Annotated in this window: 20 protein-coding genes; 4 read left to right on the forward strand and 16 right to left on the reverse strand. The window is 67.5% G+C overall.

Features of this window, described 5'->3' with window-relative positions; translation table 11 throughout:
* Positions 1-15: 15 nt before the first annotated feature.
* From ung to rhlB, 5 genes are all read right to left on the reverse strand, one after another.
* The gene (gene ung, locus V3B25_RS06060) at positions 16-729 is read right to left on the reverse strand and encodes a uracil-DNA glycosylase (RefSeq protein ID WP_329810311.1); all 714 of its coding nucleotides are present in this window, start codon (positions 727-729) and stop codon (positions 16-18) included.
* 9 nt (positions 730-738) lie between these two features.
* Entirely contained in the window at positions 739-1,581 is an 843-nt protein-coding gene (locus V3B25_RS06065; RefSeq protein WP_032129540.1) for a response regulator, read from the reverse strand.
* Between the two features lie 7 nt (positions 1,582-1,588).
* The gene (ftsX, locus tag V3B25_RS06070) at positions 1,589-2,536 is read right to left on the reverse strand and encodes a permease-like cell division protein FtsX (protein ID WP_010481047.1); all 948 of its coding nucleotides are present in this window, start codon (positions 2,534-2,536) and stop codon (positions 1,589-1,591) included.
* Between the two features lie 3 nt (positions 2,537-2,539).
* A complete protein-coding gene (gene ftsE, locus V3B25_RS06075) occupies positions 2,540-3,226 on the reverse strand; it encodes a cell division ATP-binding protein FtsE (RefSeq protein ID WP_032129538.1) in 687 nt (228 codons plus the stop codon).
* Positions 3,227-3,437: 211 nt separating this feature from the next.
* Positions 3,438-5,159, reverse strand: coding sequence for an ATP-dependent RNA helicase RhlB (rhlB, locus tag V3B25_RS06080; protein WP_329810312.1), 1,722 nt, complete (start codon positions 5,157-5,159; stop codon positions 3,438-3,440).
* A gap of 510 nt (positions 5,160-5,669) precedes the next feature.
* Between rhlB and trxA the strand changes: the two genes are divergently transcribed.
* The 3 genes from trxA (at position 5,670) to V3B25_RS06095 (ending at position 9,755) form a co-directional block, all read left to right on the forward strand.
* Entirely contained in the window at positions 5,670-5,999 is a 330-nt protein-coding gene (trxA, locus tag V3B25_RS06085; protein ID WP_005411275.1) for a thioredoxin, read from the forward strand.
* A gap of 228 nt (positions 6,000-6,227) precedes the next feature.
* Complete coding sequence (gene rho / locus V3B25_RS06090; RefSeq protein WP_029379723.1) at positions 6,228-7,970, forward strand: transcription termination factor Rho; 1,743 nt, start codon at positions 6,228-6,230, stop codon at positions 7,968-7,970.
* Positions 7,971-8,180: 210 nt separating this feature from the next.
* Positions 8,181-9,755 carry a sensor domain-containing diguanylate cyclase gene (locus tag V3B25_RS06095; protein WP_032130287.1) on the forward strand — a complete coding sequence of 525 codons (1,575 nt, stop codon included), beginning with the start codon at positions 8,181-8,183 and terminating at the stop codon, positions 9,753-9,755.
* Between the two features lie 34 nt (positions 9,756-9,789).
* On the opposite strand, the gene V3B25_RS06100 is transcribed toward V3B25_RS06095, so the two are convergent.
* The 11 genes from V3B25_RS06100 to V3B25_RS06150 form a co-directional block, all read right to left on the reverse strand.
* Positions 9,790-10,680, reverse strand: coding sequence for an energy transducer TonB (locus V3B25_RS06100; RefSeq protein WP_329810313.1), 891 nt, complete (start codon positions 10,678-10,680; stop codon positions 9,790-9,792).
* Between the two features lie 61 nt (positions 10,681-10,741).
* Positions 10,742-12,472 carry a bifunctional isocitrate dehydrogenase kinase/phosphatase gene (gene aceK, locus V3B25_RS06105; protein WP_049424082.1) on the reverse strand — a complete coding sequence of 577 codons (1,731 nt, stop codon included), beginning with the start codon at positions 12,470-12,472 and terminating at the stop codon, positions 10,742-10,744.
* A gap of 169 nt (positions 12,473-12,641) precedes the next feature.
* Entirely contained in the window at positions 12,642-13,001 is a 360-nt protein-coding gene (locus tag V3B25_RS06110; RefSeq protein ID WP_049424080.1) for a hypothetical protein, read from the reverse strand.
* Between the two features lie 53 nt (positions 13,002-13,054).
* Positions 13,055-13,471 carry a roadblock/LC7 domain-containing protein gene (locus V3B25_RS06115; protein ID WP_049401646.1) on the reverse strand — a complete coding sequence of 139 codons (417 nt, stop codon included), beginning with the start codon at positions 13,469-13,471 and terminating at the stop codon, positions 13,055-13,057.
* A complete protein-coding gene (locus V3B25_RS06120; RefSeq protein WP_071229345.1) occupies positions 13,464-14,012 on the reverse strand; it encodes an ATP/GTP-binding protein in 549 nt (182 codons plus the stop codon). Before V3B25_RS06120 ends, V3B25_RS06115 begins: the two co-directional genes overlap by 8 nt.
* Complete coding sequence (locus tag V3B25_RS06125) at positions 14,005-14,970, reverse strand: hypothetical protein (protein WP_329810314.1); 966 nt, start codon at positions 14,968-14,970, stop codon at positions 14,005-14,007. Before V3B25_RS06125 ends, V3B25_RS06120 begins: the two co-directional genes overlap by 8 nt.
* 308 nt (positions 14,971-15,278) lie before the next feature.
* Entirely contained in the window at positions 15,279-17,501 is a 2,223-nt protein-coding gene (locus V3B25_RS06130) for an NADP-dependent isocitrate dehydrogenase (RefSeq protein ID WP_049401649.1), read from the reverse strand.
* Positions 17,502-17,842: 341 nt separating this feature from the next.
* Positions 17,843-18,352 carry a hypothetical protein gene (locus tag V3B25_RS06135; protein WP_121504242.1) on the reverse strand — a complete coding sequence of 170 codons (510 nt, stop codon included), beginning with the start codon at positions 18,350-18,352 and terminating at the stop codon, positions 17,843-17,845.
* A gap of 44 nt (positions 18,353-18,396) precedes the next feature.
* The gene (locus V3B25_RS06140) at positions 18,397-18,690 is read right to left on the reverse strand and encodes a LysM peptidoglycan-binding domain-containing protein (RefSeq protein ID WP_005419771.1); all 294 of its coding nucleotides are present in this window, start codon (positions 18,688-18,690) and stop codon (positions 18,397-18,399) included.
* A 219-nt stretch (positions 18,691-18,909) separates the two neighbouring features.
* Positions 18,910-19,728, reverse strand: coding sequence for an NADPH-dependent 7-cyano-7-deazaguanine reductase QueF (queF, locus tag V3B25_RS06145; protein ID WP_329810315.1), 819 nt, complete (start codon positions 19,726-19,728; stop codon positions 18,910-18,912).
* A 556-nt stretch (positions 19,729-20,284) separates the two neighbouring features.
* Positions 20,285-21,604: a M20 family metallopeptidase gene (locus tag V3B25_RS06150; RefSeq protein WP_329810316.1), complete on the reverse strand. Its 1,320-nt coding sequence runs from the start codon at positions 21,602-21,604 to the stop codon at positions 20,285-20,287.
* Between the two features lie 185 nt (positions 21,605-21,789).
* Here V3B25_RS06150 and V3B25_RS06155 point away from each other — a divergent pair, with 185 nt between their 5' ends.
* Entirely contained in the window at positions 21,790-23,031 is a 1,242-nt protein-coding gene (locus tag V3B25_RS06155; RefSeq protein ID WP_032127184.1) for an efflux RND transporter periplasmic adaptor subunit, read from the forward strand.
* Positions 23,032-23,074: the final 43 nt, after the last annotated feature.

Here is a 23,074-nt window from a genome sequence, read left to right on the forward strand (position 1 = left end):
TACTGCCCGGCCCGCTCAGAGCGCCGAGCGTGGCGGCAGCGACCAGTCGATCGGGGCCTGCCCGCGGCGCTGCAGGTACTCGTTGGCCATCGAGAAATGCTGGCAGCCCAGGAAGCCTCGGTGGGCCGACAGCGGCGACGGGTGCGGCGACTTCAGCACACGGTGGCGGCGGGTGTCGATGACCTTGCCCTTCTTCTGCGCGTACGCGCCCCAGAGCATGAACACCAGGCCGTCGCGTTCGCGGTTGAGCACATCCACAACGTGGTCGGTGAAACCTTCCCAGCCACGCCCCTGGTGGGCACCGGCCTGGCCCTCTTCCACCGTCAGCACGGCATTGAGCAGCAGCACACCGCGCTGCGCCCACGGGATCAGGCAGCCATGGTCCGGACGCGGGAGACCGAGATCGCTCTCGATCTCCTTGTAGATGTTCAGCAGCGACGGCGGCACCGGCACTCCGGGCGCCACCGAGAAGCTCAGCCCATGCGCCTGACCACGGCCGTGGTACGGGTCCTGGCCGAGGATCACCACCTTCACCTGCTCGAACGGCGTGGCGTCGAACGCGGCGAAGATCTGCGGGCCGGGCGGGAACACCGCCGCGCCACCGGCCTTGCGCTGGCGCAGGAAGCTGGACAGCTCGCGCATCTGCGGCTGCATCAGGTAATCGCCGACATGCTGCTTCCAGCTCGGCTCGAGCTGGATCGTCGGGGTGCCGGCTACTTCATCAATCATCACGCCACTTCATCGAATCAGGGGTCCATCGTTCAACCGGGCCAGGCGCAGCTGGAACAGCACCTTGGTGACCAGCAGGCGCTCTTCGATCGGCTTGAGCACCAGGTCGTTGGCACCGGACTGCAGCAGCCCGGTCTGGTTGTGCGGGTTGCCATCGCCGGTCATCACCAGCACCGGCAGGCGACGCTTGCCGTAGCCGAAGTCCACGCGCACGCGCTGCACCACGTCGCGACCGCTCAGTTCGCCCTTCAGGGTGACGTCGGTCAGCACCAGGTCGATGCGGTGGCGACTGCGGCCCAGCGACTCGGCAGTGAGCAGGGTGAACGCCTCTTCGGCGCTGACCACGTGCAGCACGTTCAACTGCTGGCGTTCCAGCATGCGCTTGGTGGCCTCGGCGACCACGCGGCTGTCCTCGATGTAGAGGATGGTGGCGCCGGGAATGGTCTGCGGCTGCACGTAGCCGCGGATGAAGGTCGCCAGTGCCTCGTGGCCCAGCGCCTTGTCGAAATAGTCGGTGACGTACTCGGTGAAGCGGCGCTGCTCCAGATGCTGCTGGGCATCGCCGGAGACCACGATCACCGGCACATAGGCCTGGCCTGCGGCTTCGCGGACCATCCGCGCCAGTGCCAGGCCGTCGCCATCACGCAGGGTCAGCGAGGTGGTCACCAGATCCACCGGGCCCTGCGCCAGCGCCAGCTGCGCATCCTCGATGCTGTCGCAGCCGATCACTTCCACGCCCGGCAGGTCGCGCTGCAGGACGTCGGCGATCAGTTTGCGGACCAGCTTTGACCCATCGACCACCATCACCCGCGTCGCGGGCCCTTCAAGGTGCTTCAGCGCTTGCGGTTGCATGCCGGTCTCAGGTATCGGTCGGGCGGGTCTGGCGAAGGAAATGGCCGGTCACCAGCCACGCGCCCAGCCAGCCCAGCAGCAGTGTGCCGAGCAGGACCAGGCTGCCATGCAGCAGGTCCAGGCCGTGCAGCACGAACGGGCTGCCGTAGCTGCGCGAGAGTTCGGCCAGCGGCACGCGCAGGGCGGCGCCGGCCGCAGCAATCAGGGCCAGCGCCACCGCGCCGGCACCCAGGCCATACCACGCGCCCAGGTACAGGAACGGGCGGCGGATGAAGCCATCACTGGCGCCGAGCAGCTGCAGCACGCCGATCTCTTCGCGGCGGGCCTGGATGTCCAGGCGCACGGTGTTGCCGACCACCAGCGCGGCGCCCACGCCGAGCAGCACCGACAGCACCTGCACCAGCCGCGCACCGAACGCGAGCCAGGCATCCAGGCGCTGCCGCCACAGCGCATCGTGCTGCACCAGGTCGGCCTCGGGCAGGCTTTCCAGCGCGCGCGCCAGGCGTGCGTCGTCCTTGCCCTGGCCGGGGGTGATCACCAGCAGCGAGGGCAGCGGGTTGTCGTTGAGTGCATCGATCGCCTCGCCGAGGCCGGCGTCGCGCAGTTCCTGAAGGCCCTGCTCGGGCGTGCGCACGTTCACTTCGGCCACGTCGTCGCGGTCACGCAGCTGGCCCGCCAGGCGCAGCGCGCCGGGACCATCGACATTGCCCTTCAGGAACACGTTGATGTCGCGCGACTGCTGCACGCTGCCGGCGAACTGCTTGAGGTTGTCCAGCGCGATCGACAGGCCCAGCGGCAGGGCCAGCGCCAGCGCCATGACCATCACCGTCAGCAGGGTCGCCCACGGCTTGCGGCAGGCGCGGCCGAGGCTGAACACCACGCTGTGCACGTGGTGCTGGAACCAGACGCCCACACGCGACGGGGCGGCGGCTTCGCTGTTTTCGTTCTTCGCCATCGATTACTCCGCCAGGTCCTGCGGCGAGATGTCATCCACCAGCCGGCCGTGGTCAAGGATCAGCACGCGCTTGCGCATGCGGCGCAGCAGCGGCAGGTCGTGACTGACCACCAGCACGCTGGTGCCGCGCGCGGGCAGCTCGGCGAACAGGGCCATGATCTCCGCCGCCAGGGTCGGGTCGAGGTTGCCGGTCGGCTCATCGGCCACCAGCAGCTTGGGCTCACCGACAATGGCGCGGGCGATGCCGACGCGCTGCTGCTCACCGGCCGACAGCTGCGAGGGCAGCGCCTTCTCGCGATGGCCCAGGCCCATCCGCTCGAGCACCGAGCGCACACGCTTGTTGATGTCGCTACGGCGGGTGCCGCGCAGGATCAGCGGCAGCGCCACGTTCTCGGCGATGGAGCGGTCCATCAGCAGGCGGTGGTCCTGATAGACCGCCCCCACCGCGCGTCGGTGGCGGGGCACGTCGCCACCGCGCACCTTCAGCAGGTTGCGCTCGTCGAACACCACCGCGCCGCGGCTGGGCCGCTCGTCCAGGTGGATCAACTTGAGCAGGGTGCTCTTGCCCGCACCGGAATGGCCGGTGACGAACAGCATCTCGCCCGGCGCGACCTCGAAGCTGACATCGGTCAGCGCCTCGTGGCCACCGGCGTACTGTTTGCTGACATTGTCGAAGCGCAGGACACTCATGCCCCGATTATGCAGGACCAGCGCGACGGATCGGTAGCGCCATCGGTAGTGGCGGGGGGGGGGGGGGCGGCGGGGGGGGGGGGGGGCGCCCGGCCCCCCCCCGCCGCCCCCACGGGGCGCCCCCACCGGCGCGGCCGCTGGCCGGCAGCTTCGTGGGTTGCCGGCCAGCGGCCGGCACTACCCTGCCCCATGGGGCACCACCATCGGCCGATCAGCTGCCCGACAGCATCCGGCGGATCTTGCGGCCGATGCGGGTCAGGAACGAATCACCGGTATCGGCCGCGGTGCGCACCGGCTTGGCCACCACCTGCACCGGGGTGACCGGGCTGGCGCCATTGCCGGCCGTGGCCTGCACGCCTTCGGCACCTTCGACCGGACGGCCGTGGCGACGACGACGACGCTTGCGCGGCTTGCGCTCGCCATCCACCGCACCTTCCGGCGCACCTTCGGCACGCGGCGGACGCGGCGGGCGCGGAGCCTGGGCGACAGCGGCTTCAGCACCTTCCACCGGAGCGGCCGCAGCCTGCTCGCCTTCCACGCGCGGCTTGCGCGGGCCACGCGAACGGCGCTCGCCGCTGCGCTCACCGTCGCGACGCTCACCGCGGCCACCGCTGGAGCGGCCACCACTGCGGCCACCGCCACGACGCTCTTCCTCGGCGGCGCGGGCTTCGCGCGCTTCGCGGAAGATCTGGCCGACGCTTTCGTTGTCCTCGCCTTCCTCGCCTGCAGCCGGGGCCGGGCGTTCCGGGCGCGGCAGCGCGGTCAGCAGCTCCTTGGTGACCGGCTCGGACGGAATCTTCTGCTCGATGTAGGCCTCGATGTCCGGCAGGCTCATCGCATAGCGTTCGCAGGCGAAGCTGATCGCATCGCCTTCCTCGCCCAGGCGGGCGGTACGGCCGATGCGGTGCACGTAGTCTTCGGCGTCGAACGGCAGGTCGTAGTTGTAGACGTACTTGATGCCGTCGATGTGCAGGCCGCGCGCGGCCACGTCGGTGGCCACCAGGATTTCCAGCTGGCCCTTCTGGAAGCGGTTGAGCAGGCTCTCACGCTTCTTCTGCGGCACGTCGCCGGACAGCACGCCGACGCGGTAACCGGCCTTTTCCAGCGAACGGGCGACGCGCTCGACGAACACCTTGGTGTTGACGAACACCATGGTGCGGGCGCCTTCGCTGCGCGACAGCAGGCCCAGCAGCAGCGGGATCTTCTCTTCGTCGGCCGGGAAGTACAGCTTCTGGCGCACGCGTGCGGCAGTGACCGTCTCGGCTTCGACCACCAGCTTCTGCGGCTCGTTCATGTGCTCGTAGGCCAGCTCCAGCACGCGGTGGCTGAGGGTGGCGCTGAACAGCAGGGTCTGGCGGGTGGTGCGCTCCGGCATGCGGCGCAGCAGGAAGCGGATGTCCTTGATGAAGCCCAGGTCGAACATGCGGTCGGCTTCGTCCAGCACGCAGATCTCGCAGGCGTGCAGCGAGACCACCTTGTGCTGCTTCACGTAGTCGATCAGGCGGCCCGGGGTGGCGATGATCACGTCCACGCCCTGCTGCAGCAGTTCGCGCTGCTTGTCGTAATCCACGCCGCCGTAGACCAGAGCGAAACGCAGGCCCAGGTCGGAACCGAACTTCACTGCATCCTTGTGGATCTGGATGGCCAGTTCGCGGGTCGGGGCGAGGATCAGCGCGCGCGGATCCTCCGGCTTGCGGTCGGCCAGGGCCGGACGCGTCAGCAGGCGGTTCACGACAGCGACCAGGAAGGCCAGGGTCTTGCCGGTGCCGGTCTGGGCCTGGCCGGCAACATCACCACCGGGCAGCGCGACCGGCAGGGTCAGCGCCTGGATCGGGGTGCAACGGGTGAATCCGGCTCCTTCAAGGCCGGCCTGCAGGGCCGGATGCAGCTCGAAGGAGGAGAAGGTCAAATCGGTCAGCGGTTTGTCGCTCATGAGTCCGTCTTGGTATGGCCGCCGGCCCGTGGGGCGGCTGGCACTTCATCGTCTAGGGGCACCGTCGCAAACTGCGGCCCCTGCGGCGGGTTGGCAGGCTGGGACCACCCGGTCCGCGCGCCGCACAATGCCCCAGTTTAACGCACTCGGGCCGGCAAACCGGAATGAGCTGTCTCATAAAGTCAAGAGACGGCACCCTTCACCCAGCCACACCGGACTTGAACGGCCCTGCCAGGGCCGTTGGTGTCGCCCGCTGCCAGCCCCATGTACAGGAAGACAGTGAAATCCGACACATACCAGGCATCGAAGCGATCACGATACGCTGGGTTCCAGCCGGCGCCTGTCCCCGCCCTGCGATAGGGGTACACTGCCGGCCGTGAGCGTCCAGGCATCCCGCCGAACGCACCGCGGCAGTGCGCCGCGAGGCAACGACGAGGGTCGCGCCACCGGGCATGGCCCAGTTCACCCACCTCCGGCATGGCCGGGTGCAATCCAAGACGAGAAACCAAGATGAGCGACAAGGTTGTACATGTCGGCGACGCCGACTTTGATAGCGCAGTGCTGAATTCCAAGGAACCGGTGCTGGTCGATTTCTGGGCCGAGTGGTGTGGCCCGTGCAAGATGATCGCCCCGGCGCTGGACGAACTGGCCGATGCCTACCAGGGCCGCGCCAAGATCGCCAAGGTCAACGTCGACCACAACCGTGCGCTGGCCGCCAAGTACCACGTGCGTTCGATTCCGTACCTGGTCGTGTTCAAGGACGGCGAGAAGGTCGGCGAGCAGATCGGTGCGGTGGGCAAGGCCCAGCTGGCCGGCCTGCTGGACAAGGCCCTGGCCTGATCCTGCTGTTCTCCGGCAGCCGCCGACCGCGGCTGCCGGCGGGCGCCCCGCGCCCATGATGAATGCTGTTCCCGGCGACCCTTGCGTGGCGCCGCAGGCCGATGATAGTGTCGGCATATCCGGCCGCGTTCGCGTGCCGCACCCTCTGGACGCAGTTTCTTCCAGACCCATTCCCAACGTTCGCCGCCCCAGCCGGGCGCTCGCACCTTCAAGCGAGGAATAACGCTCTTGTCCGATAACACTTCCGAAACCGGCAGCGCCGATGCGCCCGCCGAAAAGCGCGTGCGCAAGCCCCGCGTGAGCAAGGCCGCCGCTCCGGCAGCCGCCGAAACCAGCGCCGCGCCGGCGCAGCCGACCCTGCCGCTGGCCGCCGCGCCCGAGGCACCGGCTGCTGCCCCTGCACCGAGCGCGCCCGCCGCCGAGGCCCCCGCCAGCAGTGGCGGTGGCGAAGGCGGTGAGGGTCGCGAATCCGGCCAGCCGCGCCAGCAGAACCACCAGGGGGGTGGCCAGAACCAGGGCCAGAACCCGTACAACCAGAACGGCCAGCAGGGCCAGGGGCAAGGTCAGGGCAACCGCCGTGACCGCTTCCGCAACCGCCGCGACCGTGACCGCAACAACCGCTTCCGCGACGATGGCCTGCCCAACGACGGCGGCGAGCAGCAGCCGTTCGTGCCGCGCCCGCACGCCAACGTGCCCGAGGGCTTCCCGGTCTACTCGCTGAGCGACCTCAAGCGCATGCCGGCACAGAAGCTGCTGGAAATCGCCGAGCAGCTGCAGATCTCCGAAGGCGTGGCCCGTGCCCGCAAGCAGGACGTGATCTTCGCCCTGCTGAAGGTGCTGACCCGCCACGGTGACGGCGTCGCCGCCGACGGCGTGCTGGAAATCCTGCCGGACGGCTTCGGCTTCCTGCGCGCGGCCGAAGCCAGCTACCTGGCCGGCCCGGACGACACCTACATCTCGCCCAGCCAGATCCGCCGCTTCAACCTGCGCACCGGCGACCACATCTCCGGCCGCATCCGCTTCCCGAAGGACGGCGAGCGCTACTTCGCGCTGAACATCGTCGACACCATCAACGGCGAGCCGATCGAAGCGTCGAAGAACAAGGTGCTGTTCGAGAACCTGACCGCACTGTTCCCGCGCCGCCGCTTCACCCTGGAGCGCGGCAACGGTTCGTCGGAAGACATCACCGGCCGCATCCTCGACCTGATGGCCCCGCAGGGCAAGGGCCAGCGCTCGCTCATCGTGTCGCAGCCGAAGGCCGGCAAGACCATGATGATGCAGCAGGTCGCCACCGCCATCACCACCAACCATCCGGACGTGCACCTGATCGTGCTGCTGATCGACGAGCGCCCGGAAGAAGTGACCGAAATGCAGCGCACGGTGCGCGGCGAGGTCATCAGCTCGACCTTCGACGAGCCGGCCGCGCGCCACGTACAGGTGGCCGAAATGGTCATCGAGCGCGCCAAGCGCCTGGTCGAGCACAAGAAGGACGTGGTGATCCTGCTCGACTCGATCACCCGCCTGGCCCGCGCCTACAACAACGTGGTGCCGAGCTCGGGCAAGGTGCTGACCGGTGGTGTCGACGCCAACGCCCTGCACCGCCCGAAGCGCTTCTTCGGTGCCGCGCGCAACGTGGAAGAAGGCGGCAGCCTGACCATCATCGCCACCGCGCTGGTCGATACCGGCTCGAAGATGGACGAGGTGATCTACGAAGAGTTCAAGGGCACCGGCAACAGCGAAGTGCACCTGAGCCGCCGTATCGCTGAAAAGCGCGTGTTCCCGGCCATCGACATCAACCGTTCCGGCACCCGCCGCGAAGACCTGCTGATCGAGCCGGAGCTGCTGCAGAAAATCTGGATCCTGCGCAAGCTGCTGCATCCGATGGATGAAATGGCCGCGATGGAGTTCCTGCTGGACAAGATGAAGAACACCAAGTCCAACGACGAATTCTTCGGTTCGATGAAGCGCTGATCCCTGGCGCTGCATCAGAAGAAACCTGCCGCTCGCTGCGGCAGGTTTTTTTTTGCCTGCAGGGCGACGCACTTCACTTCGCTGGCGCCTGCTTTTGGCGATAATCCGCGCGATACCCTGCCCGGCCCCCGTGGGCCCTGCCACCGATTCCCGCTGTCGCCCCTTCCGGAGAACCGGTCGGGTCCAGCCTCCTGCCGGATCCGTCGACGCATGCGAACGCTGTCTCCCCGCCTCAACCTGGGCAAGCTGATCCTCGCCCTGGCCCTGCTCAGCGCCATCATCGCGCTGGCCAACACCCTGCTGGCCAGCTACCGGGTGCAGCGCGACCAGCTGGTCGGCAATACCCTGGAAGCCAACCGCGTCTACGCCACCAAGCTGGCCGAGACCACCCAGAACTTCCTGCTGGCCGCGCAGCAGCAGCTGGCCTATGCCGCGACCCGCCTGGGCGAGGACGACCTTGATCCGAAGCAGGCCCAGGATGAAGCCAGCCGCCTGCAGCTGCAGTCCAGCAGCTTCAACTCCTCGCTGGTGGTGGACGCCGACGGCCTGGTGATCGCCACCTCGCCGCAGACCCTGCAGCTGCAGGGTGAAGTGCTGCACAGTGTCGGCAACAACGCGGCACTGGCGGCGCGCCAGCCGATGATCAGTGATCCGTACCAATCGGCCACCGGCAAGCTGCTGGTGTCGCTGTCGCACCCGATCTTCGACCGCCAGGGCCGCTATCGCGGCTATGTCAGCGGCACCCTGTACCTGCGCCAGCGCAGTGCACTGCACACGCTGCTGGGCAAGCACTACTACCGCGACGGTTCCTACCTGTACGTGGTGGACCGCAATGGCCGCCTGCTGTACCACGCCGATGGCAAGCGGGTGGGTGACTACGTGGTCGGCAACCCGGCGGTGAAGGCCGTGGTGCGCGGAGAACGGGGCGCACAGCAGGTACGCAACAACCGCGGCGTGTCGATGCTGGCCGGCTATGCACCGGTGGCGGCCACCGGCTGGGGCATCATCGCGCAGCGCCCGACCGAGGCCACCCTGCAGCCGCTGTCGCGGTTGATGACCGCAGTGATCTGGAATGCGATTCCACTCGGCCTGCTGTCGCTGCTGGTCACCTGGTGGTTCGCACGCCGCATTTCGATGCCGCTGTGGCAACTGGCGCGCAACGTGCAGGGCGGCGAGGACACCGGCAACGCGATCAACCACGTCAGCGGCATCCGCGCCTGGTACTTCGAGGTCGCCCAGCTCAAACAGGCGGTGCTGCACAGCTTCAATGCGCTGCAGGATCGTATCGGCACGCTCAACCGTGCCAGCCGCACCGACCCGCTGACCGGCCTGCTCAACCGCCGCGGGCTGCAGCAGGCGCTGGATGCGCTGCAGGTGCAGGGCATTCCGTTCGCGATCCTGGCGCTGGACATCGATCGCTTCAAGTCGATCAACGACAGTTACGGGCATGACGTCGGCGACAACGCCATCGTCCACATCGCCGACCAGATGCGCCGCTACTCGCGCGACAGCGACATCCTCTGCCGCGCCGGCGGCGAGGAATTCCTGCTGCTGCTGCCGGGCATCAGTACTGAATCGGCCCGCCAGGCCGGTGAACGCCTGCGCCAGCACATCGCCGACCATCCGTTCGAACCGGTCGGCACCATCACCGTATCGCTGGGCGTGGCCCACTTCCCCAGCTTCCATGTCGACGCCGAGCAGGCATTGCGGCTGGCCGACAAGGCCCTGTACATGGCCAAGGAACAGGGCCGCAACCGGGTGGTGGTCTACCCGTACGCCGACTGACGCGGAGCCGGGCTGCCCGGCTCCGCAGCGGGTCTCAGCCCTGCGCCAGCGGGGTCAGCAGGCGCAGGCCGCGCTTGGCGCCATCCACCATGTAGACGCCGCCTTCCGGCAGCAGATCGCTGCCGACCTGCTCGACCGGGTCCGCCTCGCGCCACGGGACGGTCTGCCGCGGCCCCGGAATGAAGGCGCGCCAGCGGCCATAGCGTTCCGCCACTGCATTGGGATCATTGTTCAGGGCGAAGTTCACCGGGATGCGAACCGTCCAGCTGTCCCGGGTGCTGTCCTCGCCGGTGGTCGGCGGCTTGAAGGTCCACGTGCGGGCGGTGCTGACACTGGCTCTGGCCAGGATGTCGCGCATCTTCGCCAGGGTCCGCTCAGGTGCGACCACGGCCATGTTCACCTGCTCGGCGGCCACATCGGCCACCGTTCCGTCACGGGCCACCTTGACCAACAGCAGCACCTCACCCTGGCCACCGTTACGGTAGGCCGCTTCCGGGTAGCGCGGCGGCGTCATGTGCAGCTGGGTCACCGAATCGGTGGCCTTCGGATCGTACTCGCTGAAGTCGACACTGGTCATGCTGATTTCATAACCGCCATCGGCCGCAGCCTTGCCGCGCAGGCGAACGCGCAAAGGGGCCCGCGTGGCCACCGCCTGGCCATCGCGCAGCGTGGGCTCGAAGCGCCAGCCACCGATGGTGCCTTCCACGAAGGAGGCGATGCTCGGGGCCACCATGGCTTTCTGGTCCAGCACCAGCGAACGGACCGCGCCCTCCGGCGTGACCTCGATATGACCGGACAGCACCATGCTCATTTCCGCAGTCGCACGTACAGCACGTGCGGTCTGCGCACTGGCATCGCCTGCAAGCAGGGGGGCGCCGGCACCTACGGCCAACGCGAGGGCGAGAAACAGTGGGGAACGCATCATTGCCGGATCCTTGGTGATGAACGGCGAGCCTATCCCAGTCCCAGCCGCCATGACAGCCGGTTCACGCCAGCCGGTGTGCGCCCGCGTAGGGCGGCGTGTCCGGATAATCACCCCGGGCGAAGCGTTCCTGCAGGCCCTGCCACCAGCCCGGGTCGAACAGGTGCCGGTAGTGCTCGCGCACGGCTGCCAGCTCCGCAGCAGGCAGGCCCATGAACGGACCGAAGCGCTCGGGAAACACGTCGCGCGGGCCGACATGGAACCACGGCTCGTCGGCCATCGCTTCCTCCGGCGTGCGTGGCTGCGGCCAGGCGCGGAACACGCAGTCGCTGACCAGGCACAGCTCGTCATAGTCATAGAACACGGCCCGGCCGTGCCGTGACACACCGAAGTTCTTCGGCAGCATGTCGCCGGGGAAGATGTTGTTGCGCGCCATGTCGGTGATCGCCTGCGCGTAGTCGAGCACCGCCGCGCGCACCGCCTCGCCGGACTGCTCGCGCAGGTACAGGTTCAAAGGACGGAAACGACGTTGCACATAGCACAGTGCGACTTCGACCTCGTCGCCATCGACACGTACGCTCTGCGCGCACTGCTGCAGCAGCTCTTCCAGCAGGGCCGGCGCGAAGCGCTCGCGCGGAAAACGCAGGTGGCGATAAGGCTGCGCATCAAGCAGGCGGCCGACACGATCGAGATTGAACACCAGCGCGTACTTCTCTTCCACCTGCTGCCGCGACATTGCCTTGGGCCAGGCGAAACGGTCGCGGATCAGCTTGAACACCAATGGATAACTGGGCAGGGTGAACACCGCCATGACCATGCCCGGCGTGCCTTCGGCATGCACCAGCCGTTCCTGCGGATGCTCGTTGAAGTGGCGGAAGAAGGTTCGGTAGCGCTCGGTCTTGCCCTGCTTGGCACGTCCCAGCACCGTGTAGATCTCGTCGATCGGCTTGCCCGGCAGCAGGCTGCGCAGGAACACCACCGCGTCGCCCACGGTGCCCAGGTCAGCCTGGAAGTAGCTGCGCGACACGCCAAACAGATGGGCGACATCGCGGCGCCGGGTCAGTACCGCATCGGCACGCAGGCCGCGCGCATCGTTGACCAGGGCAATCACGCATGGCGAAAAGCGATGCTCGCCGAACACGCGGCCAACCAGGTAAGCGCGGCGCTCGCGGTAGAACACCGTGTCGAGCAGTTCGATGCTGCGTACCGGCGTGTCCCCCCAATGGGCGAGGTCGTCCTGCAGGCGCACGGCGATGGCCGCCGCACAGCGCAGCTGGTGCGCATAGGGGATGTCGAAACGGTAGTCGGCCAGGACGCGTTGCAGGGCCTCCACCGGCCGCGTCGGCGAGACCGCGTAGGTATGCCGCGCGACAGGATGGGTGATTGCATCGGAGGGCTCGACGTCGAAAGCAATGAATTCCAGCGCCGGGTCCACGCCGCGGGTAGCGAACAGGCGCCGCGACAGCGTGTTGTAGAAGGTCTTGTACAGCTCGGCGTCGATCAGGCCCTGCAGCAGCCCGCTGTACTGCGCGTGCACCTGCAGCCACAGCGCACGCTCGCCGATCGCGTCACCGGCGAGGCGGCGCAACGCATCCATCTGCTCGGCGATGCACAGGTCGTACAGGGCGATGCGCTCGACCGCATCCTGTCGCGCACCAGCCCAATCGCGCTGCTCGAAGCGCTGCCGCGCCCGCGCGGTGATCGCCGCGAAGCGGGCATGGTACTGCTCGAAACCATCGCGGATGGCACCGGCAATACGCGGCGCCAGTACGGTTGCGATGACAGGCTCTGACATGCACGGCGTACCCGGGGAGGACCGTCTCCACCATACGCTGGCGTGGGGTGGCTTGTGTAGAGTCGAGCCATGCTCGACTGCTTTTGGCCGAAGTCGAGCACGGCTCGACTCTACAGAAGGCAGGGGCAGAAGCAGTCGAGCAAGCTCGACTCTACAACGCGCCGGTGGATCAGATCGCCAGATCGGCCTCTACGTCCTGCACCTTGCGCCGCGCCAGCGCCAGGTTGGATTTGGTCCGGTCCAGCACGATGTAGAAGAACAGGCCCTTCTTCTTCGCCACCGGGCGCATGATGTGGTACGCCTTGCCCAGCGAGATCAGGATATCCTCGATGCTGTCGTTGAGGTTCAGCGACGCGGCGGTCTTCATCTTGGCGCGGATCACTTCAGTGTTGCCGGCGGCGGCCACTTCCATGTCCATGCCGGCACCGGCTTCGCCCAGCAGCATGCCGCTTTCGTAGTCGACCAGCGCCACTGCCTGCGCGCCGTCGATGCCCATCAGTGCGTTCAACGATTCATTCAATCCAGCCACGTCGCACCCCTTGTCGATGTTGGTTCGAGCCCCTCGTTCCCCTGCGGCCGGGCTCACGATCCGCCGAGTTCGGCCAGGATCGCCTGGCCACATTCCCTGCTCTGCCACAGCACCTGGCCGATCACGCTGCGCTGGTCGCAGGCCGCCATCAGCAGCAGCGGTGCGCGCCCTTCGGCCTGGATCGCCAGCATCAGCACCTTGCCGCCCGCGGCCTCCAGCATCAGCGTCTGCAGATCGCCCAGCAGCAGTTCGCGGCCAACTGCCGCGGCCAGCGCCAGCATCGCGCTGGTCATCGCCGCCAGCCGCTCACCGCGCCCTTCGGCCCCGGCACTGACCAGGGCGAAGCCATCGACACTGGCCAGCACCACCGTGCGCACGCCTTCCACGCGCTGCTGCAGGTCCTGCAGCAGCGGCTGCAGGCGCTCACGCTGACCGGCATCGGGCAGTACCGCCATCTGCCCGTCAGCCATGCGCCGCCACCAGTGCGTGCGCTTCCATTTCGCTCATCAGTACATCCATCAGCAACAGTCCCTGTTCGCGGTCGCGGGCATCCACCGCCAGCAGCGGCAGTGGTTGGTCGTCAAGGCTGGCACGGGCGGCCCAGTCATCCAGTGCGGCCTGCGGTGCCTGGTCCAGGTGGGTGACCGCCACCACCAGTGCCAAGGATGATGCGAACGGCTGCAGCACCTGCAGGTAGTCCTCCAGCTCGCTGGCCAGCCCGGCACGACGCGCATCCAGCAGCAGCACCGCGCCACGCGCGCCCTGCAGCAGGATCGGCCACAGGAAATCGAAACGCTGCTGGCCGGGTGTTCCGTACAACCGCAGGCGTTCGCCATTGGGCAGGTCGATGTCTGCGTAGTCCAGCGCCACGGTGGTGGACGCCTTGTCGGCGCCAAGGCGATCACTGTTGGCCACATCCGTGTCGACCACCGCGCCAACCGCGATGCTGCGTACCAGGGTCGACTTGCCGCTGCCCATGCCGCCCAGCACCACCACCTTGTGCTCACGCATTGCGTTCGCTCCCGCGTAGGTGCCGCCACAGGCGGGCAAGCAGGCCGTTGTCGGTGCGGGTGCCACCTGTCGCCATCAGCGGCGTCGCCGGTGCAGTCTGCAGCTGCGCGTAGCCGCACAGGTAGGCGGCATGGATGAAATCGCGTACCGCCGCAGCCGGCAACTCGAGCAGCATCACGCACTCGTCAACCGTGCACGCGCGCTTGAGCAGCAGCGAACACAGGCGGAAGCCATCATGGTCGTGGCCCAGTACGCGGAAGTCCGGCCAGCGCAGCAGCTTCACTGAAGCGCCACGCAGGCGCTCGTCCAATGCCTGCCAATGGCGGCTGCGTTGCGCCCACTGCCACAGCAGCGGTCGCAGTGGCTGGCCTGGCCGCTCACCGGCCAGCGCCTGCAGGCGTGCGGGTGTCAGCGCATCCAGTTGCAGGCGTTCGAAGGCATCGGCCAGACGCTCCACCAGCGCCGCAGCCGGTTCCTGCAGCAGCACGGCCTGGTCGTGCTCCAGATCCATCAGCAGCAGAGGCTCGCTCGCATCACTCAACAGTGCCTGCCCCTGTCGCAGCGGCAGCCGCTCGCGCAGCAGGCGGGTGATGGCGTGTGCACCATCGGCCAGACGGATCGGTGCGGGTGCGTGCATGGCCATGGGCTCCGGTGCCAACTGCATGCGGCGCAGCGCGCGGCCGATGGCACCATCGTCAAGCACGTCCTGGTGCCCATCACCGTCACGCAGCTGGCCGCCCAGGTCTTCGATCCAGCACTGCAGTCGCGGACGCTGCTGACGCATGCGCTGGGCCGCGTTGCGCAGCGCCGGCGTATCGCGGATGACCAGCAGATCGCAATCATCCAGGTCCTGGCTGCGGCGGATCTGGCCGTCCGGCAGGGCCGATGCCACGCGCAGCCGCTGCAGCAGGGCCTGCTCGCCCTGGATGTCGGTTCCCACTACCAGCACGCGTGCCATCCGTGTTCCCCGTGCGGCCACCTCCCCGGTGGCCTCGCGTCGCCAAGGCTAGGGCATCGCCAGCGGCAGCCGTCGTGATCGACTGCTCAGATCGAGGGCGGTTGCAGGCTGTCTCCTATCCGTTCTGCGACGGCCATCGCGGGCAAGTTTCATGCCCCTTTGACGGCATTCCGACAGCCGATGGATGTCACGGTTCTGGTCCCCGGTAGATCGACGCCATGCGTGGATGAAGGGCCGCAGTAATCCTGGCCCAAAAAGAAACCCGCGCCGAAGCGCGGGTTCCGGTGTCACGGCCGAGCGGCGATGGATCAGCCGCGCAGCTGCTCCAGCGCGGCGTTGAAGGTCGCGCTCGGGCGCATCGCCTTGCTGGCCTTGGCCACGTCCGGGCGGTAGTAGCCACCAATGTCCACGGCCTTGCCCTGTACCGCGATCAGCTCGTCAACGATCTTCTGCTCGTTGTCGGTCAGCGCCTTGGCCAGCGGGGCGAAGCGTGCCTTCAGTGCGGCGTCTTCGTCCTGCGCGGCCAGCGCCTGCGCCCAGTACAGCGCGATGTAGAAGTGGCTGCCGCGGTTGTCGATGCCACCCAGCTTGCGCGACGGCGACTTGTCGTTGTCCAGGAACTGGCCGTTGGCTTCGTCCAGCGCCTTGGCCAGCACGCGGGCTGCGGCGTTGTCGTAGCGGTTGCCCAGGTGTTCCAGCGACGCGGCCAAGGCCAGGAATTCGCCCAGCGAATCCCAGCGCAGGTAGTCCTCTTCAACGAACTGCTGCACGTGCTTCGGGGCCGAACCACCGGCGCCGGTCTCGAACAGGCCGCCACCGGCCATCAGCGGCACGATCGACAGCATCTTGGCGCTGGTACCCAGCTCCATGATCGGGAACAGGTCGGTCAGGTAGTCGCGCAGCACGTTGCCGGTCACCGAGATGGTGTCCTCGCCCTTGCGGATGCGGTCCAGCGAGAACGCGGTGGCTTCCACCGGCGGCAGGATGCGGATATCCAGGCCGCTGGTGTCGTGGTTCTTCAGGTACTGCTCGACCTTGGCGATGACCTGCGCGTCGTGGGCGCGGGCGGCATCGAGCCAGAACACGGCCGGGGTGCTGCTCAGGCGGGCGCGTTCGACGGCCAGCTTCACCCAGTCCTGGATCGGCGCGTCCTTGGTCTGGCACATGCGCCAGATGTCACCGGCTTCCACGGCGTGCTCGAACACCACGGTGCCGGCATCGTCAGTGACCTTGACCACGCCATCGGCAGCGATCTGGAAGGTCTTGTCGTGCGAGCCGTACTCTTCGGCCTTCTGCGCCATCAGGCCGACGTTCGGCACCGAACCCATGGTGGCCGGGTCGAAGGCGCCGTGCGCCTTGCAGTCGTCGATGACGGCCTGGTACACACCGGCGTAGCAACGATCCGGAATGACCGCCTTGGTGTCCTGCAGCTTGCCTTCGGCGTTCCACATCTTGCCGGAGTCGCGGATCATCGCCGGCATCGAGGCGTCGACGATCACGTCGCTCGGCACGTGCAGGTTGGTGATGCCCTTGTCCGAGTTGACCATGGCCACGCCCGGACGCTGTGCGTACTCGGCGGCGAGGTCGGCTTCGATCGCAGCGCGGGTGGCTTCCGGCAGCGACGGCAGGCGTGCGGCCAGGTCACCGATGCCGTTGTTCGCATCGAAACCGGCCTGCTTCAGCACATCGGCGTGCTTGGCCAGCACGTCCTTGTAGAACTCGTTGACCGCCACGCCGAACATGATCGGGTCGGAGACCTTCATCATGGTCGCCTTCAGGTGCAGCGAGAACAGCACGCCCTGGGCCTTGGCATCGGCGATCTGCTCGCCGATGAAGGCGGCCAGTGCCTTGCGGCTCATGACGGCGGCGTCGACGATCTCGCCGGCCTTCACCGCGGTCTTTTCCTTCAGTACGACGGTGCTGCCGTCCTTGCCGTGGAAGGTGATCTTCAGCGAACCGGCGTTGGCCAGGGTGGCCGACTTTTCGCTGCCGTAGAAATCACCGGCAGCCATGTGCGCGACGTGCGACTTCGAATCCGAGGCCCAGGCGCCCATGCGGTGCGGGTGCTTGCGCGCATAGTTCTTCACCGACAGCGGTGCGCGGCGGTCGGAGTTGCCTTCGCGCAGCACCGGGTTCACCGCGCTGCCCTTGACCTTGTCATAGCGCGCCTTGTAGTCGCGCTGCTGGTCGTCAGCCGGGGTTTCCGGGTAATCCGGCAGCGGATAGCCCTGGTCCTGCAGTTCCTTGATGGCCGCCTTCAGCTGCGGCACCGAAGCGGAGATGTTCGGCAGCTTGATGATGTTGGCGTCCGGGGTGGTCGCCAGCTGGCCCAGCTCGGCCAGGTCGTCGCTGACCTTCTGCGCGTCGCTCAGCAGTTCCGGGAACAGCGACAGGATGCGGCCGGACAGCGAGATGTCGCGGGTTTCCACCGCGATGCCTGCAGTGGAGGTATAGGCGTCGACGATCGGCAGCAGCGACTGGGTGGCCAGGAACGGTGCTTCGTCGGTCAGCGTGTAGAGGATCTTGGACATGGGGGACTTGGACTCTGTAGCAATGCTCAGGGGAAGGCCGGCGCCAGCGCCGGGCCACGTGCAACCGTGTCACTTCCCCCGCCGCCGTCAGGGTGGGCGCGCGGCGGGGAAACCCCTGCATTGTCGCGTTTTCAGCCGCGCGGGGCAAAGCCGCGCCATACGCGGCGGTACTGCGTGCCGGCAACGCTGTGATCCATCCACGCACGGTGTGGATGAAGCACGGCCCGGTTGTCAGTAGATCCACGCCATGCGTGGATAGCGCCAACCGTCGCCCAACAAAAAAGGACGCAGCCTCGCGGCTGCGTCCATCGTGAGCCCTGCCGGGAGAGAGTCGGCAGGACTTACTTGACCTCGAACTCCTGCGGCGTTCCGGCCGCCTTGCCATCGACGGTGACTTCGGCGCGGTACTTGCCGGCCGGCCAGCCCTTTGCATTCTTGAAGGTGACGTTGGTGGTTTCCGCACCGCTGGTGTTCAGGGTGGCGTTCTGTTCGCCGGCCACCTGGCCGTCCTGGTAGGTCAGCTTCGCGCCAACGGTGACGTTGTTGGCGGCACCGTCGGTCTTGACCGAGACGATGACGTCATCCTTCGGTGCGAACAATGCCGTCGTTGCAACCGACTTGTCGGCGGCAGCGGTCTTGCCCACGGTGACCGCCGAGACGCTGACTGCAGCGGCTTCAGCCATCGGCGGCGGCGCGCCGGTCATCGGCGCCGGTGCCGGCTCGGCCGGAGCGGTTGCGGCGGGCGCGGCGTTGTTGTCGGTCGACTCTTCTTTCTTCTTGCAACCGACCAGGGCAACGCTGCCCAGCAGGGCGGCGATCAGGGCGGTCTGGAGCGGGGTGGTCTTGATCATTCGGGGTTCCTCCCAGGGATTGTCGGACGGCGTTCGATCGCCGTTTACTTCGGCGGCAGTTTCAGGGTCTGGCCCGGGAAGATCTTGTCCGGGTCGTCAAGCACATCGCGATTGGCTTCGAAGATCTTCTTCCAGGCATTGGCGTCGCCCAGATGCTGCTTGGCGATCTTCGACAACGAGTCACCCTTCTGCACGGTGTAGGTGCCGCCGCTGACGACGTCTGCGGTGCTGTCCACCGAAGCGCTGACGCCAGAGAAGTCCGCCTTCGGCACCTGCTCGGCGGTACTGTCGACGCTGCCACTGACGCCGGAGAAATCGGCTTTCTTCTCGGTACTCATCCACAACTCCCGTCTGCATGACTACGTGGTTCGCACGTTGCCATGGCGGTTGTTAAATGGGGATGGTGCAGATGTGAAGCCGCCCCCGGGGGCGGCTGAACAATCGGGAGAGACGGTGCCCGGTAGTGCCGGCCGCTGGCCGGCTTGCACTGGCCCTGGATGCGGGTTCCCTGCGGTTGCCGGCCAGCGGCCGGCATTACCCGTAACCGCCTGCGGCGGTTATTGCCGCAGTTCGCGGTAGGTCGCGGCCGGGGCAGCGATGCCGGGGCTGGCCCGCCAGGGATTGATGTCCAGGCCACCACGGCGGGTATAGCGGGCCTCCACTTCCAGCCACTGCGGCTGGCAGCGGGCGGACACTTCGCTGAAGATCCGCTCAACGCACTGCTCGTGGAACTCGGCGTGCTCGCGGTAGCTGACCAGGTAGCGCAGCAGGCCCGCGCGGTCGATCTTCGGCCCACGGTAACGCAGGCTGACCGTGGCCCAGTCCGGCTGGCCGGTGACCGGGCAGTTGGACTTCAGCAGCGCCGAGACCAGGGTCTCCTCCACCACCTCGCCCGCGTCGGCAGTCAGAAAGTCCGCCTGCGGCGGGCCGTAGCAGTCGATCTCCACATCCAGCCCGTCGATGGATTCACCGAGCGGCGTCTCACGCAGGCCCGGCAGGCCGAACGCGATCTGGACCGGCGCACCGGCGCAGGCAGACAGGTCGTCGACGATGCGCGCGCGCAGTGCCTCGGCGCTGTCGATACGGGTGCTGTTGAGGGAATTCAGGTACAGCTTGAACGACTTCGATTCGATCAGCCGCGGCGAGGTGCACGGCACCTGCACGGTGGCAACGGCGACCTGCGGCTTGCCACGCGGGTCGAGCCAGCTCAGCTCGAAGGCATGCCAGCGGTCGTGGCCGACGAACGGCAGCGCGGCGTCGTCGAGGCCGATCTCGGCGCGGGCGCCGCTGCGGGGGATGGGAAACAGCAGGCCGGGATCGTACTGCGACGGGTAACTGACCTCGCGACCGAGGCTGGAATCCTGTGGGGTGTTCATGGGGGTCATTGTATCGCGCGGAGGGCGGGCCTTCGGCCGGGCCGGCCAACGGCGGAGCCCCTCCGTGGTGGGGTGTTGGGTCGTCGAAAGCCTGGATTCCCGGGAGTGGGCCGGGCGGATGGGGCTGGCGGGGACGCCGTGAATCCGTCCCTGGAGGCTTAGCCGCGCCATCCATGGCGCGGATACCCCGCCAGCCCCACCCGCCCGGCCCCCGGACACATTTCTGCCGCCGATCCACCACGGAAAAGATCAGAAAATCAAAATCAAAAGCTGATCCTTCAGACATTCTCGATGTCTGCCCGTGTCGACCAAGGTCGACACCTACCAAAGCAGAGCGCCGTTCCGACAGATCGCGGGAAACTGTCGAAGGCGGGGTGGGTCCGGTGGCAGGGGCGTGAGCCGCATGGATGCGGCGACCGAGGCTACAGGGACGTACTTGCGCCGTCCCCTGCCACCGGACCCGCCCCGCCAACCCACAGATAGCCGGCTTCTGCCGTTGCTCCGGCTGTTGCCTTGGCCTCTGCGGGTGCAGGGCTGCAAGCCCTGCCGGAAACCCTCACCCCGCAGGAGTGCCGGCACCGTTCAAGTAATCCAGACTCACCTGCAGCAGCGCGCGGAATCCAACATCCAGCGCCTTCTCATCCAGCAGGAACTTCGGCGAATGGTTGGCCGGCGCCGTCGCCGGATCGATGCCCACGCTGGTGGAGCCGACGAAGAAGAACATCCCCGGCACTTCCTTCGCGTACAGCGAGAAATCCTCCGCACCCATCTGCAGCGGTGGCTCGTACACGTTGTCCTTGCCCACCACTGCCTGCAGGCTCGGCAGCATCTTCGCGGTCAGCGCCGGGTCGTTCACCGTGGCCGGATTGCCCTCCGACTCGTAGATGTCCGTCACCGCCTTGGCACCGTGCGCGGCGGCGGTGTGCTCGGCCACATTGCGCAGGTCGGCGAAGATCTGCTGCCGCATGCCTTCGTCGAAGGTACGGATGGTGCCGACCATTTCCACTTCATCCGGAATGATGTTGTAGCGGATGCCACCGTTGATCGCGCCGAAGGTCAGCACCGCCGGCTGCTTGGACAGGTTCGCGCGGCGGCTGACGATGGTCTGCGCGGTGCCGACCAGGTCAGCGGTGGCCACGATCGGATCAACACCGTTCCACGGCGCCGAGCCATGCGTCTGGCGACCGATCACCTTGATCCCGAAACGATCCGAGGCGGCCATCAGCGGACCACCACGCACGGCGATCTGCCCGGCCTGCACGCTGGAGAACACATGCAGGCCAAACACGGCTTCCGGCTTGAAGTCAGCAAACAGCCCTTCCTTCAGCATCAGCGCAGCACCACCCTCTTCCGGCGGCGGTGCACCCTCTTCGGCCGGCTGGAAGATCAGCATCACCTGGCCCGGCAGATCCTTCTTCATCGACACCAGCGCTTCGGCCACGCCGAGCAGGGTGGCGGTGTGCGCGTCATGGCCGCAGGCATGCATCACGCCCACGGTCTGCCCGCGGTACTGGTCGGTGGCTTTCGAGGCGAACGGCAGGCCGGTCTGTTCGGTCACCGGCAGCGCGTCCATGTCCGCGCGCAGGGCGATCTTCGGCCCGGGCTTGCCGCCTTCGATGATCGCCACCACGCCGTGGTGGGCGATGCCGGTCTTCGGCTTCAGGCCCATCGCACGCAGGCGCTTGGCGACCTCGGCCGAGGTGCGCACCTCACGGTTGGACAGTTCCGGGTGCTGGTGGAAGTCGCGCCGCCATTCCACCACCTTGGCCTGCAGCCGCTGGGCGGCAGCGGTCACCTCCGGGCGCTGCCCGTCCTGGGCGTGGGCAAGAGCCGGCAAGGCCAGCAGCAGGGCGGACAGCAGCAACGAACGGCGCATCACGATCTCCACGGCAGGGGTTCCAGCTGAATGTAGGGCAACACCGCCGCTACGGGAACCTCCGCGGCCGGATCCGGTCTTAGCGCCCGTCCCATCCGTCATGCAGGAAACGTGATGTGGCGCAGGTATGCTTTGCGCATTGCCAACCGGGGCCGTGCCCCGTCCAGCCCTCTTGGAGTCCTTGAATGTCACGTGTTTGGAAGATCGTGCTGCTGGTCGTGGCGGTACTGGTGCTGGCCGTGGTCGGCCTGCGCGTACTCGGCGGGGGCAAGGACAAGGCCGGTGGCCCGGCGGCAGCTGCGCGCCAGGGCGGTGAAGACCCGGATGCCGGCCCGGTGCCGGTGACCGTGGTGGATGCGGCACGCCAGGACGTGCCGGTCTATGCCAGCGCGCTGGGTACGGTGACCGCAATGAACACCGTCACCGTCAGCCCGCAGGTTGGCGGCCAGCTGATGAGCCTGAATTTCCGCGAAGGCCAGGAAGTGAAGAAGGGCGATGTGCTGGCGGTGATCGACCCGCGCACCGCCCAGGCCAGCTATGACCAGGCCGTGGCCTCCAAGCGCCAGAACGAGGCGCTGCTGGCCACCGCGCGTTCCAACTACCAGCGCTCGAACGCGCCGGAGTATCGCCAGTTCGTCGCCAAGACCGATCTGGATACACAGCGAAACCAAGTGGCACAGTACGAAAGCGCAGTCGCGGCGAACGAGGCCAGCATGCGCTCGGCGCAGGTGCAGCTGCAGTACACCAAGGTCACCGCGCCGATCACCGGCATCGCCGGCATCCGCGCGGTCGACGCCGGCAACGTGGTCAACGCCGGCACCGCGCTGGTCACGCTGACCCAGATCCATCCGATCCACGTGCTGTTCAACCTGCCCGAACGCCAGCTTGGCGATGTGCGCCAGGCGCAGGCCGCTGGTGCGGTACCCGTCGCGGCACTGGACCGCGCCGATTCGCACGTGCTGTCCGGCGACGGCAAGCTTGACGTGGTCGACAACCTGATCAGTGCCGACAGCGGCACGTTCAAGGCGCGCGCGATCTTCGACAACACCGACAACGGCCTGTGGCCGGGCCAGTTCGTCAACGTGCGCATGCAGCTGCGCACGATTGCCGGTGGCGTGGTCATTCCGACCCAGGCGGTGCTGCGTGGCCCGGACGGCGAGTACGTCTATGTGGTGCAGGGCGACAACACGGTGAAGATGCAGACCGTGCGCAGCGGCGTGGAAGTGGGTGACAGCCAGGTGCAGATAGCCGAGGGCCTGAAGGGCGGCGAGCGGGTGGTCAGTGAAGGCCAGTTCCGCTTGAAGCCCGGCAGCAAGGTCACCGCGCTGAAGCCGGGCGAAACCCCGGCGGTGCCGACCGAAGCCGAGCTGAAGGCCGCCGAGCAGAAGAACGGCGGCGGTGGCCGTCGTGGCGGCGGCCCGCGCTGAGCGCAGGCTACCGACCTCCCTCGCGCCGGCAAGCCTGCCGGCG

It is taken from the genome of Stenotrophomonas sp. SMYL8 (assembly GCF_036320065.1).
Lineage (GTDB): Bacteria > Pseudomonadota > Gammaproteobacteria > Xanthomonadales > Xanthomonadaceae > Stenotrophomonas > Stenotrophomonas maltophilia_A.